This is a genomic window from Lentzea cavernae (assembly GCF_014653695.1).
Classification (GTDB): domain Bacteria; phylum Actinomycetota; class Actinomycetes; order Mycobacteriales; family Pseudonocardiaceae; genus Lentzea; species Lentzea cavernae.
The window spans coordinates 318720-330682 of sequence record NZ_BNAR01000001.1 but is presented as its reverse complement, the minus strand read 5'-3'; the positions used below and the strand labels follow the sequence as shown (position 1 = coordinate 330682).

At 68.4% G+C, this 11963-nt stretch carries 12 protein-coding genes; 5 read left to right on the top strand and 7 right to left on the bottom strand.

Annotated elements, in window-relative coordinates:
* Positions 1-3: 3 nt before the first annotated feature.
* Genes IE307_RS01625 through IE307_RS01615 form a run of 3 tightly spaced genes read right to left on the bottom strand, consistent with a single transcriptional unit; the run spans position 4 to position 1854 of the window.
* Positions 4-426 (bottom strand): hypothetical protein, encoded by a 423-nt coding sequence (locus IE307_RS01625; RefSeq protein WP_191295632.1) that lies wholly within the window; start codon positions 424-426, stop codon positions 4-6.
* 40 nt (positions 427-466) lie between these two features.
* Positions 467-1000 carry a DUF305 domain-containing protein gene (locus tag IE307_RS01620; protein ID WP_229904280.1) on the bottom strand — a complete coding sequence of 178 codons (534 nt, stop codon included), beginning with the start codon at positions 998-1000 and terminating at the stop codon, positions 467-469.
* Entirely contained in the window at positions 1000-1854 is an 855-nt protein-coding gene (locus IE307_RS01615; RefSeq protein WP_229904279.1) for a lytic polysaccharide monooxygenase auxiliary activity family 9 protein, read from the bottom strand. Before IE307_RS01615 ends, IE307_RS01620 begins: the two co-directional genes overlap by 1 nt.
* Before the next feature lie 209 nt (positions 1855-2063).
* Between IE307_RS01615 and IE307_RS01610 the strand changes: the two genes are divergently transcribed.
* Entirely contained in the window at positions 2064-2309 is a 246-nt protein-coding gene (locus IE307_RS01610) for a DUF2630 family protein (RefSeq protein WP_191295631.1), read from the top strand.
* Between the two features lies 1 nt (position 2310).
* Here the strand turns inward: IE307_RS01610 and IE307_RS01605 are convergent, their stop codons facing one another.
* Positions 2311-2799 (bottom strand): GtrA family protein, encoded by a 489-nt coding sequence (locus IE307_RS01605; RefSeq protein WP_229904278.1) that lies wholly within the window; start codon positions 2797-2799, stop codon positions 2311-2313.
* A gap of 75 nt (positions 2800-2874) precedes the next feature.
* Complete coding sequence (locus tag IE307_RS01600; RefSeq protein WP_229904277.1) at positions 2875-3795, bottom strand: helix-turn-helix transcriptional regulator; 921 nt, start codon at positions 3793-3795, stop codon at positions 2875-2877.
* A 70-nt stretch (positions 3796-3865) separates the two neighbouring features.
* On the opposite strand from IE307_RS01600, the gene IE307_RS01595 reads away from it, so the two are divergent.
* The 4 genes from IE307_RS01595 (at position 3866) to IE307_RS01580 (ending at position 10045) form a co-directional block, all read left to right on the top strand.
* Positions 3866-4450, top strand: coding sequence for a class I SAM-dependent methyltransferase (locus IE307_RS01595; RefSeq protein WP_191295630.1), 585 nt, complete (start codon positions 3866-3868; stop codon positions 4448-4450).
* Between the two features lie 124 nt (positions 4451-4574).
* On the top strand, positions 4575-6545 hold the full coding sequence (locus IE307_RS01590; RefSeq protein WP_191295629.1) for a WD40 repeat domain-containing serine/threonine protein kinase: 1971 nt from the start codon (positions 4575-4577) through the stop codon (positions 6543-6545).
* A 137-nt stretch (positions 6546-6682) separates the two neighbouring features.
* Positions 6683-8296 carry a purine-cytosine permease family protein gene (locus tag IE307_RS01585; protein WP_191295628.1) on the top strand — a complete coding sequence of 538 codons (1614 nt, stop codon included), beginning with the start codon at positions 6683-6685 and terminating at the stop codon, positions 8294-8296.
* A 51-nt stretch (positions 8297-8347) separates the two neighbouring features.
* A complete protein-coding gene (locus tag IE307_RS01580) occupies positions 8348-10045 on the top strand; it encodes a cation:proton antiporter (RefSeq protein WP_191295627.1) in 1698 nt (565 codons plus the stop codon).
* Here IE307_RS01580 and IE307_RS01575 read toward each other — a convergent pair.
* Together IE307_RS01575 and IE307_RS01570 are read right to left on the bottom strand one after the other, a co-directional pair.
* Positions 10038-11102: a hypothetical protein gene (locus tag IE307_RS01575; protein ID WP_191295626.1), complete on the bottom strand. Its 1065-nt coding sequence runs from the start codon at positions 11100-11102 to the stop codon at positions 10038-10040. The two genes, IE307_RS01580 and IE307_RS01575, sit on opposite strands and share 8 nt — an antisense overlap.
* Positions 11103-11184: 82 nt before the next feature.
* Positions 11185-11946, bottom strand: coding sequence for a GntR family transcriptional regulator (locus IE307_RS01570; protein WP_191295625.1), 762 nt, complete (start codon positions 11944-11946; stop codon positions 11185-11187).
* Positions 11947-11963 lie beyond the last annotated feature (17 nt).

Genomic DNA, 11963 nt, shown 5'->3' with positions numbered 1-11963 from the left:
CCTTCAGTCGTTCCGGGTGACGCCGTCGACCACGAGCGACAGGCCGATGCCCAGCATCCAGACGTCCTTGGCGAGGCCGATGCCCTGCTCGGTCGGCCAGATGCTGCCTTCCTTCCGCATGCCCGGCGTCTTCGCGTAGAGGCCGAGCAACGCCCCGGCGAAGCCGGTGAGCGCGGCGCCCGCGACGACCGCCGGCACGAAGGGCAGCAGCAACGCCGCCCCTGTCGCGATCTCGCCCGCCGCGAGCAGCTTGGCGAACCGGCGGGAGTCCATCCCGCTCAGCACCGGGTAGGTGCTCGACGCCCAGCCGTGCATCTGCTCGGCCGCCTCTTGGTCGGCGTTGCGCTTGCCGAGCCCGGAGTGCAGCACGAACGCACCTGTGACGGCGCGAACGGGCAGTTGCCGCAGGAGCGAGCGGCTGACCATGGGCTGACCTCCTCGGTGGCTCGGGGCCATCGAGTACCCGCTAGGTCCTGCCCAGGAACGTCTTCATCATCCCGATCTGCGCGGTGCGGGACTTGTCGATCCGGTCGGCGAGGTCCTTCACCTGCTGGTTCGCGCCGCTGCCCGTCTCCCACCTCGCCATCTGCACGGCGTCGTCCTGGTGGGCGATCATGACGTTGAGCAGGCGCTCGTCGAACTCCGCTCCGCGCAGCGCGGACAGGCGCTCGACCTCTTTGGGATCGGACTCGCGCATGCCGCCGTGGCCCGAGTGGGAGTCCGGCGGTGCCGTCAGCGGCTCGCCCCACGACGTCAGCCAGTTCCGCATCGTCTCGGCCTCGGTCGCCTGGGTCTTCTCGATCGCGACCGCCAGCACGCGCAGTTCCTCGTTCTGCGCGCGGTCCTTCGCGAGGGCGACCATCTCCACTCCCTGCTGGTGATGGGGGAGCATCATCTGCAGGAACATCACGTCCAGCGGATCGCCGCGCAACACGGCGTCCGGCTGCGTGGTCGCGCAGCCGGACACCATGAAGGCGAGCACCAGCAAGAGGAACCGCATCAGAGGCGTCGCCACAGGGCGGGCGTGTTCGGCGGTTCCCAGCCGGCGAGCGCGGTGTGCGCGAGCTGGCACTCGTAGTTCACGCCGCCGTAGGTGACGCGGTTGCCGACCGAGTACGCCGTGCCCGCGGCCCACGTTCCGCCCGCGGGCGGGGGAGTCGTGGTGGTGGTCGTGGTCGGCGGGGGCGTGGTGGTCGTCGTGGTCGGAGGCGGAGTGCTGCCGCCGCCGAAGTCGACGTCGGAGCACGTGTAGAACGCCTCGTTGCTGCCGACCACGCGCTGCCAGATCGAGTAGACGATGTGGCGGCCCGAACGGCCGGGCAGGTTCAGCGTCCAGTTCGTGAACGTGGACGGGTTCTGGTTGTTGAACGTCTGCAGGTGCACGAGGTCCGACCAGCGCAGCGGCTGCGTCGGGTTCCAGCCGTCCCTGGTGATGTAGAACTCGAAGTTGCTGTTCGAGTGCGGTGCCGACGCGTGGTAGGTCACCGTCAGCGGCCCGGCCGAGACGCGCTTGGCGGGCCAATCGGCGCGCTGCAGGTCGAGACCGCGGTACTTGTCTCGGCCCGCGCTGCACAGCTTGCCGTCCGGGATGAGCTGGCGGTGGCGCCCGCCGGCCTCGAGCAGCGAGACCTCGTTCCAGTCGTAGTAGGCCTGCGTGCCACCGGCGGCCACGGCCGCCTTGCACGCGTCGGACTTCGGGGTCTCCGGACCCTCGTTCTTGCACGTGTACACCCGGCTGGCCGGATCGGACATCGTGCCGTGGGCGATCGCGGGCGTCGTGGGGACGAGGAACGCGACGACCACCGCGGCAGTGGAGGTGAGGCTCGCTAGGACAAGCCGAGTGCGTGTCTTCAAAACGCCTCCTGGCAGGCGGAGGTGGCGACCACTTCCGCGGGGGGAGGTGGTCGCGTGACGGGTCGGCGGCCCTGTTCACAAGCGTAAACAAGTGGTTGAACCATTTCACTGGACCAACCGGACGAATCACCCCGAGCGACGAGTTCCGGGCGTTGGCCGCGGGCAACGGCGCGGCGCGCCTGATCGCGGTTCGTCGTAGAGTCGGGCAGATGAGCGACGAGAACGTGCTGGGCCGCATCAACGAGCTGGTCGACGAGGAGCACAAGCTCCGTCAGCAGCTCGTGTCCGGCGAGATCTCCAGCGACGAGGAGCACGCACGGCTGCGGTCGCTCGAGGAAGCCCTCGACCAATGCTGGGACCTGCTGCGGCGCCGCCGGTCGGCGCGGTCGCAGGGGGAGAACGCCGAGGACGTCCCGGCGCGCTCGGTCGGCGAGGTCGAGGGGTACCTGCAGTAGGTCAGGGCCTGGCGTCGCGGAAGATCACCCAGCGCATGACGCTGTACATGAACGCGGCCTCGCACGCGCCGGCGACGATCCGGGACAGGTGGTACTGCAGGCCGATCTCGGTCAGCGCGCTGCCCACGCCGAGGATGAAGGCCAGGTAGTTGATCAGGATCGCCACGGCGTAGAGCCCGGCCTGCGGGCCGACCGGCGCGTGCGAGCGGAAGTTCAGCGCGCGGTTGAGCACGAAGCTCAGGCCGAACGCGAGCACGTAGGCGATCGTGAACGCGAGCGGCACCGGCAGGCCGAGGCCGCTGCGGAACAGCGTGAGCAGCAGCAGGTCGACGCCGAACGTGAAGCCGTTGATCAGGGCGAACCCGAGCAGGCTCGGCGCGATGACGCGGCAAAGGCCGAACGGCAGCCACCGCACCACGACTTCCATCAGGTCGTGGAACCTCGCGCCGAGGTCCTGGTCGTTGCTCAAGGTGGGCGTGCCGCCGGTCATGGTCACGACAGTGCCACGGCCCGAAGGGACGAAAACGACGAAAAGCCTGGTGGGCCACAGGCCGTCGACAGGAGTTCAGCGGGTGTTCAGGTGGCCGGACGCCCGCCATCGGGTCGGGCTCATGCCGTGCACCTTGCCGAATGTCCGCGCGAAGTAGCCGGCGTCGGTGATGCCCACCTGGCGTCCGACGTCGCCGACCGGCAGGTCCGTCACGGCGAGCAGGCGGCGGGCCTGGACCATCCGGCGCTCGGTGATCCACTCCTGCACCGTGCGGCCGGTCCGCCTGCGCACCGTCGAGGTCAGGTGGCCGGGGGAGATGCTGACCGCGGCGGCCACCTCGCGCAACGACAACGGTTCCGCATACCGCCGCTCGATCACGTCGAACACCTCGGCCAGCAGCGGTTCTGCGTTTTCGCGCAGGTCGCCGACGACGTCCGCGGCCAGTCTCGACACCCCGACGAGCAGCAGCGTGAGGTGCGCCGACACAGCCTCGCGGTAGCCGTCGCGGCGGTGCCGGAGCTCGTCGTCCAGTGCCCGGACGCGAGCGGTCCACTCGGGGCGGTGCTCCTCGGGGACGCTGAGCCGCAACGCTCCGGTCGCGCCGCCGTGGACGAACGGGAACAGCAGCGGGTGGGTGCGCCACGCCAGATGCGCGCCCGGCGTGTCCCGCCCGAGCACGTCGGCGGTGAAGAAGACGCCCCAGCCCCTCGCGCCGTGGAGGTCGTCGTTGCGGGCCCTGCCCATCACGTCGCCGGGCGCGATGACGAACAGGTCGCCCGCCTCGGCGTCCCTGACCTGCGCGCCGTGGCGGACCACGCCGCCCGCCGCCTCGAAGTAGGCGATGCCGGGGAAGTCGTGGGAGTGCGCCTCGTGCGCGCCGTCGACGTCGGTGCCGTGCCCGAGCCGCACGGCCGCGATGGACAACTCGCCGGGGGCGGGCCGCCAGGCGTACTTCGCGGGCTCGTCGCCCTTCAGGGGCGTTCGCTGGGTTCGCACCGTCGAATCGTCCCACCCAAACCGTGGATCGACGCAGAAATCATGCTGTGACAACGGTCAGAATCCAGGCATGACCGAAAAATCGTCCCAAGAGCGTGACTACCTGCCCGGCCTGGGCAAGCACTACCTGATGCCGTTCTACGACGTGCTCCACCGGGTGTCCGGGCTGCACGCCGTCCACCGGCAGATGGTCGAGGTGGCCGGTCCGGGCGCCGGGCACCGCGTGCTCGACATCGGGTGCGGGACCGGCAACCTGCTGCGCACCACGGGAAAGCGGCACCGGGACGTCGAACTCGTCGGCGTGGACCCGGACCTGAAGATGCTGGCGCGGGCCGAGCGCAAGCTGCGGCGAGCCGGGCTGAAGGTGAGGCTGGACCGGGGGTTCGCGCAGGAGCTGGCGTTCCCCGACGCGTCGTTCGACCGCGTCTTCTCCAGCCTGATGCTGCACCACCTGGACGGCGAGTCGAAGGGGGAGATGCTCGCCGAGGTGCGTCGCGTGCTGAAGCCGGGAGGTCTGCTCGTGCTCGCGGACATCGCGCACCACGGGCACGTCGCGCACGGCATCGCCGCGGCCGGGTTCACCGTCGAGCCGACCAGGACGCGGAGGCTGCGGATGTTCGGGGACGTCGGGATCGAGGTCGCGAAGGTCCACTAGGGACAGGTCCATTGTCGACCTATTTATTGCGCACGATGTTGCTTTGGTGCCAACGAATCCAATTCGTCAACGAACTTGCCGAAGACCCGCGGGTGAGAGCGCGCTCCCCTCTATGCTGCCCGCCGTGACAGATGCGACGGGAAGTCTGGTGGCGCAGCGCTACCGGCTCGTTCAGGTGATCGGCACCGGCGGCATGGGCCGGGTGTGGCTCGGCCGCGACGAGGTCATCGGCCGTGAGGTGGCGATCAAGGAGCTGCTGCTGCCCGCCGGGCTCGACGCGCAGCAGCGGGCGTTGCTGTGCCAGCGCGCCATGCGCGAGGCGCAGCTCGCGGGCCAGCTCAACCACCCCGGCATCGTCACCGTGCACGACGTGGTCGAGTACAACGGCACCCCGATGATCGTGATGGAGTTCGTGCGGGGCGGGTCGCTGGCCGACGTGGTCAAGGCCCAGGGCGCGCTGCCCCCGGACCAGGTCGCGTACGTGGCCACGTCGATGCTGAGCGCGTTGCGGGTGGCGCACCAGGCCGGGATCGTGCACCGCGATCTCAAGCCCGCCAACGTGTTGCTCTCCGGCGACCGGGTCGTGATCACCGACTTCGGCATCGCCAGGCTCACCGGCGACGTCCCGCTGACCACGGACGGCTCGATCGTCGGCACGCCCGCGTACATGGCGCCCGAGCAGGGCACCGGCGCGCCGATCACCCCGGCGACGGACCTGTGGTCGCTCGGCGCCACCCTGTACGCCGCCGTCGAGGGCAGGCCGCCGTACCAGGGCCAGGACTTCATGACGACCCTGTCGATGCTGCTCACCCAGGACCCGCCGCCCCCGCAGCGCGCCGGGCACCTCGCGTCGCTGCTGGGTGCGTTGCTGCGCAAGAACCCCGCCGACCGCGCCACGGTCGACCAGGCCCTCGCGATGCTCGCCGGCGCGCCCGTGGTGCTGCCGGTGGTGGCCAAGCCAGGAGTCCGCAGGCGCACGGCGCTGCTGGCCGGCGTCGGCGCCGTCGTGGCGATCGGCGGCGGAACGGCGTGGTGGCTCAACTCGAGGAACGACACGAGCGGTCAGGGGGCGGAACTGCCGTCCACCGGCGACAAGCAGGCGGGCTCGAACAAGGAGGGCGGCTCCGAGCAGTCGACGACCTCGTCGGTGGCCGAGCCGGGCCGTCCGGAGGAGTTCACCGAGCACGTCCAGCTGGTCGACCACAAGGAATCGGTGTCGTCGGTGGCGTGGAGCCCGGACGGCAAGATCCTCGCCAGCGCCGAGGACGGCCTGGGTGACGGCGGAGCACTCGTCCGCATCTGGGACACCACGACGAACAAGCTCATCGGCACCGTCCAGAACCCCGACGGCCCCGGCGGCGCCTCGGCGTGCGCGGTCGCCATCAGCCCGGACGGCAAGGTCCTCGCGGCGGGCGGCAACCGCACCGGCGACTTCACCACGTACCTGTGGAACATCGCCGACCGCTCGATGATCGGCGGCCTGGACGACAGCCGGTCCATCATGAAGACCCTGCGCTTCCACCCGGACGGCAAGACGCTGGTCGGCATCACCCACACCGGCCGCCTGCTGGTCTGGGACGTGGCGACGCGCAAGGTCAAGATCGGCCTGACCGAGGCGCAGGGCAGCAGCGAGCTCTCGTTCAGCCCGGACGGCAAGCTGCTCGCCTACGCGGGCACCAAGTACCAGGAGATCAAGATCGTCGACCCCGCCAGCGGCAAGACGGTCAAGACCATCAACGACTCGACCGGCGACGGCGGCTCGTTCTCGCCCGACGGCAAGACCCTGGCGGTCGTCGACGGCGACGGCAAGAACAGCATGCAGCTCTGGGACGTGGAGTCCGGTCAGAGCAAGGCGGTGTTCCCGCGCGCGGACGACGGCCTGACCCTCTCGAGCGCGCTGTTCCACCCCGACGGCAAGACGGTCGCGACCTGGGGGCAGGGCAACTTCGTCCAGTTGTGGGACGTGAAGACCAAGAAGGTCCGCGCCACGGTGATCGGTGCGGGCGGGCAGATCCAGACGGTGGCGTTCTCACCGGACGGCAAGCGGATCGCGGCCGGGGGCGACGACAAGACCGTGCGCATCTGGAAGATCTAGAGGACCCGCGGGGTCGTGTCCGGCCTGCGCCGCTCCACGGAGGTCACGAGATCATCCACGACAGGTGAACACAGCGTCATCGTCCTGACACAAACGGTGCGATCGCAGGAAACGCGGGTTTCGTAGCGTCGGACTCCATGACCCTTGATGAGGTTGTGGAGCGCGCACCGGCTCCCGCGGCGTCCAAGGAGACGCTCGAGGACTACACGCTGCGGTTCGCCCCGCGGACGTACCGGCGCTGGACCCCCGCTGTCGTCGGGGCGTCCGCGCTGGGCGGCATCGCCTACATGGCGGACTTCTCGATCGGTGCGGGCATCGCCCTCACCCACGGCACCGGGAACGCGTTGCTGGCCATCGGGTTCGCCGCGATCGTCATCTTCGTGACCGGCTTCCCGCTGGCCTACTACGCCGCCCGCTACAACATCGACCTCGACCTGATCACGCGCGGATCGGGGTTCGGCTACTACGGCTCGGTGATCACCAGCGTGATCTTCGCGAGCTTCACGTTCATCTTCTTCGCGCTCGAGGGCTCGATCATGGCGCAGGGCCTGCGGTACGCGCTGGGGATGCCGCTGTGGCTGGGGTACCTCGCGTCGACCCTGGTGATCATCCCGCTGGTGATCTACGGGATGAAGGTGCTGGCGAAGCTGCAGAGCTGGACGAACCCGTTGTGGCTGCTGCTGATGGTGGCACCGCTGCTCTTCCTGGTGATCGCGGAGCCGTCCTCGGTGAGCCGCTGGCTCGCGTACGGGGACACCGGGGTGAACACCGCGGCGGTGATGCTCGGCGCGGGCGTGTGCCTGTCGTTGATGGGGCAGATCGGTGAGCAGATCGACTACCTGCGGTTCATGCCGCCGCGCACCGCGGCGAACCGGCGGGCGTGGTGGACTTCGGTGGTCATGGCCGGACCGGGCTGGGTGGTGTTCGGTGCTTTGAAGCAGGCCATCGGCGCGTTCCTGGCGATCTACGTGCTCGACGCCGTCGGCAAGGTCGCGGCGGTGGAGCCGATCGAGCAGTTCACCGGGGTGTTCAAGCAGTTCATGCCGGCGTGGCTGGTGGTGCCGCTGGCACTGGTGCTCGTGGTGCTGAGCCAGGTGAAGATCAACGTCACCAACGCCTACTCGGGCTCGCTGGCGTGGACGAACTCGTTCACGCGCGTGACCAAGCACTACCCGGGGCGGCTGGTGTTCGTGATCGTCAACCTCGCCATCGCGCTGGTGCTGATGGAGGCGGACATGTTCAGCTTCCTCAACAACCTGCTGAGCTTCTACTCGAACTGCGCGATGGCCTGGGTCGTCACGGTCGCGGCGGACATCGCGATCAACAAGTACCTGCTGAAGCTGTCGCCCAAGCAGCCGGAGTTCCGCCGCGGCATGCTGTTCGCGGTCAACCCGGTGGGCGTCGGATCGTTCCTCGCCTCGTCGATCCTGTCCATCTCCGTCTACTTCGGACTCTTCGGCGCGGCGGTCCAGCCGTACTCGCCGCTGGTCGCGGTCGGCATCCCGATCGTGCTGACGCCGTTGCTCGCGGTGGTGACGCGGGGCCGGTTCTACCTGCGCCGCACCGACGACGGCATCGCCGAGCCGATGCTCGACGAGGACGGCAACCCGAGCGGGACGCGCTACGACTGCGTGGTGTGCGCGGAGTCGTACGAGCGCCCGGACATGACGGCCAGCGCCCAGGGCGGTGAGATCTGCTCGCTGTGCCTGAGCACCGACCGTGACGGCCGCCACGTGCTGCCGGCGACCTGACCGGCGTGGCTCCACGGGCGAGGTCCGTTCCGATCAGACAAACTGCACGTCATGCAGGAATGGGCCTTGCTCGCCGTCACGGCCGTGCTGATCATCGTCGTGGTGTCGTACTTCGCGCCGAAGCTGGGAGTGGCGGCACCTGTGCTGCTCGTGCTGGTCGGCATGGCCTGCAGCCAGCTGCCGGGAGCACCGCACCTGTTCGTCGAGCCCGAGTGGATCCTGACGATCGTGCTGCCGCCGATCCTCTACTCGGCGGCGGTCAACGTGCCGGTGGTCGACTTCCGGCGGAACTTCGCCACCATCGGGTCGCTCTCGGTGCTGCTCGTGGCCGTGTCGGCGTTCGGAACCGGCCTGCTGATCTGGTGGCTGCTGCCCCAGATCGGCTTCGCCGCCGCCCTCGCGCTGGGCGCCGTGATCAGCCCGCCGGACGCCGTCGCCGCCACCTCGATCGGCAAGAAGCTCGGCCTGCCACCCCGCCTGGTCACGATCCTGGAGGGCGAGGGCCTGGTCAACGACGCGACCGCGCTCGTCCTGCTGCGCACGGCGATCGTCGCGATCTCGGCCAGCGTCACGTTCGGCAGCGCGCTGGGCGACTTCGCCTTCGCCGTGTCGGTCGGCGTGGCGATCGGCGCGGCCGTCGGCATCGTGTCGGTGTGGGCGCGGTCGAAGATCCAGGGCCAGCCGGTGCTGACGACCGCGATCTCGTACGTCGTGCCGTTCCTCGCGTTCATCCCCGCCGAGGAGGTGCACGCGTCCGGTGTGATCGCCGTGGTCGTGGCCGGCCTGATCACCGGGCACCTGAGCGCGCGCAAGTTCAGCGCGCACGACCGCATGTCCGAACGCACCAACTGGCGCACGATCCAGCTGCTGCTGGAGAACGGCGTCTTCCTGCTGATGGGCTTCGAGCTCACCGCGGTCATCAGCGCCGTCGCGGACGACGGCGTGGCGCGGACGCTGCTGATCGGCGCGCTGGCCACTGCGGCCCTGGTGGTGCTGCGGGTGGCGTTCATGATCCCGCTCATCGCCATGCTGCGCCGCCAGCAACGCCGCGCGGACGCGTTCACGAGCAAACTCGACTCCTTTGTGGACCGCTTCCTCGCACGAGGCCCGCAACCCGGCTCCGAGAAGCGCTACGACCGCGGAGTCCGCTCGCTGCAACGCAAACAGGCCGACATCGCCTTCTACGCCAGCGAGGGCCTGGGCTGGCGCGGTGGCGCCGTGCTCGCCTGGTCGGGCATGCGCGGCGTCGTCACCTTGGCCGCCGCCCAGACCCTGCCGACCGACCTCGCGCACCGCGACGAGCTGATCCTGATCGCCTTCAGCGTCGCGATCCTCACCCTGGTCGTGCAGGGCGGCTCCCTGCCGCTGGTGATCCGCTGGCTCGGCATCCGCGGCAACGACGAGGAGCACGAGCGACGCGAGTACGCCCGCCTGGCCGGCGAACTGGTCATCGCCACCCAGGACATGCTCGAGAACCCGGACCTCCGCCGCGAGAACGGCAAGCCGTTCGACTCCGCGCTGCTGGAGAAGACCCGCGAACGTTCCGCCGCCATGGGCGAGGCCTTCGACAGGATGCTGACCGAGCACGACCCCGACAGCAAGATGCACCAAGGTCGTGAGCTGCAACGGATGATGATGGACGCGCAGCAGAACGCGTTGCTGGATGCGCGGGCGGGTGGGACCTACGGCTCGCACACCCTGGAGCGCGCGCAGAACTTCATCGACAGCCAGACGGCGCGCTTCACCTGATCCGGCGGGTCGCGCCGTTGGGAACAGACGCGGTCAATCGTCTGCGAACGCGGGGTAACCGGGGCTTTCCCGTAGCGAGCTTTTCGGGAATTGCAGGTGGAGGTTCGGCTACGTAGGTCACGGCCATCAGCCAGCACACGGCGAGAAGCTGCACGCCCAGCACGAAGTCAAGGCGTGTCAGGGCAATGATATCCGTTGGCACGAATACCTGCCGCAACGCGATGAGCGCGAGTAGTGCAGACGCGAGTTCCAAGGCCGCTGAGGTGTCTCTCGTGCCCGCGCCGCGGCGCCTGGTGCGGACCCAGAAGCTAAGAGCGATCAACGCTGGCATCAGACTCACCGCGTACACGAACGCCGCGAACGGCAGTGGCCTACTGAAAAGGACCTTGAATCCTGGCAGCGGAGTGGTGCTGGTGCTAACGGGATTCTTGATCTGGTCGGTGTAGTCCTTGTCAACAGCCCACTGTCCGAGCCTGCCGTCGACAGCAAAGGTGAAGCCAACCGGAAGGTTTCTGGTCTGGCTGCTGGCCGAAAACGATGCGTCCGGGCGCGCAGTTGATTGGAGAGTCATGCCGGGAGGTAGGGATACAACCAATGTGAGGTTTAAGGAGTAAGTATCATTGGGAAACTGGGGCGGGTTGGCTTCTACCGGAATAGAAACGGTCACCCTCCGGGCGTCGCTTGAGCCAGTAGTGATGATGGCACTAGCCAGCGGAAAATTAACCGTCGTTGTTCCGAAGGAAGAGTTGCTTACCAATACCTCCAACTTTGCATCGGCGAATTCGGATCTGATGACACCGTCCTGAAATACCGATCTTCCCGTATTGTCAACGATCCTTGGAAGCGATTCAGGCTTAACCGGCAGTGGCATCAAAGATGCCTGGAGGCGACGTTCTCCTGGGGTGAGAGTTGTTGCTGTTATGACAAAGCGCACATGCTCGATTCTCGCGTCGACCTGGGTGCGCTGAAATCGGTCAACCACCTCTCCCTCCAAAGAGCGGATGTCTGTTGGTCGCCACAGGCTCAGCAGTCCGGAGATGAACGCGACAGTTGCCAAGAAGGCAGCAGCTAGTTGAACGACTCTCGTACCATGCACATGACTTCACGTCGCACCGTGGGAGTTCGTCGTTACCCGAAGATCAGAACGGGTCGCCGCCGATCCGCGCCCGCACGTCGACTGTGTTGTGCGTTGAGGCCCCGAGCTTCAGCCGCGACACGATCTTGTACCGGTCCCCGCGGTAGATCGAGTGCACGTACTCGACCTGCCGCCCCTCCGCGTCGGTGGTGAGGCGCTCGAACAACAGCGCGGGCGCCAGTTCGGGCACGCCGAGCAGCGACGCCTCGGACTCGTTGACCACGGTCGGCTCGATCGACTGCACGGCATCGGAGACGTGGACGCCGTGCTCGCGCAGCCGTTCGTAGAAGTCGCCGGACTCCATGTCGTGCAACGTCAGCGAGGGCGCGACCAGAGCCGGGACGTGCAGGTACTCCAACGCCATGGGCTCGCCGTCGACCAGGCGCAGGCGGGCGATGTAGTGGATGTCGGCGGCGGGGGAGACGTGCAGGCGCCGGCCCACCCGTGCGCCGGCCGGGATGCGGGCGTGTTCGAGCACGCGGGACGACCACGTGCCCGAGGCCTGGGGCAGGGACATGGAACCGGTGTCGGACACCATCTCCTGGGTGATCTTGGCGCGTGCCACGAACGTGCCGCGGCCGTGCTGGCGGACCAGCAGGCCGGTGTTGACCAGTTCCTCCACGGCCGAGCGGACGGTGGGCCGGGAGACCGAGAGTTGCTGGCACAGCACGCGTTCAGCGGGGATCGGGGCGCCGGCCGGGTGGGTCTCGATGAGCTCCAGCAGGTAGTCGCGGACCTGCTCGCGTTTGAGGATCGCCTCGCCCATGCCCCTCCGCTCCGTCG

Bases quoted from the DNA above. Each gene is read 5' to 3' on its own strand.
- IE307_RS01625 (WP_191295632.1), bottom strand. From the start codon at position 426: ATGGTCAGCCGCTCGCTCCTGCGGCAACTGCCCGTTCGCGCCGTCACA.
- IE307_RS01620 (WP_229904280.1), bottom strand. From the start codon at position 1,000: ATGCGGTTCCTCTTGCTGGTGCTCGCCTTCATGGTGTCCGGCTGCGCG.
- IE307_RS01610 (WP_191295631.1), top strand. From the start codon at position 2,064: ATGAGCGACGAGAACGTGCTGGGCCGCATCAACGAGCTGGTCGACGAG.
- IE307_RS01605 (WP_229904278.1), bottom strand. From the start codon at position 2,799: ATGACCGGCGGCACGCCCACCTTGAGCAACGACCAGGACCTCGGCGCG.
- IE307_RS01595 (WP_191295630.1), top strand. From the start codon at position 3,866: ATGACCGAAAAATCGTCCCAAGAGCGTGACTACCTGCCCGGCCTGGGC.
- IE307_RS01585 (WP_191295628.1), top strand. From the start codon at position 6,683: ATGACCCTTGATGAGGTTGTGGAGCGCGCACCGGCTCCCGCGGCGTCC.
- IE307_RS01580 (WP_191295627.1), top strand. From the start codon at position 8,348: ATGCAGGAATGGGCCTTGCTCGCCGTCACGGCCGTGCTGATCATCGTC.
- IE307_RS01570 (WP_191295625.1), bottom strand. From the start codon at position 11,946: ATGGGCGAGGCGATCCTCAAACGCGAGCAGGTCCGCGACTACCTGCTG.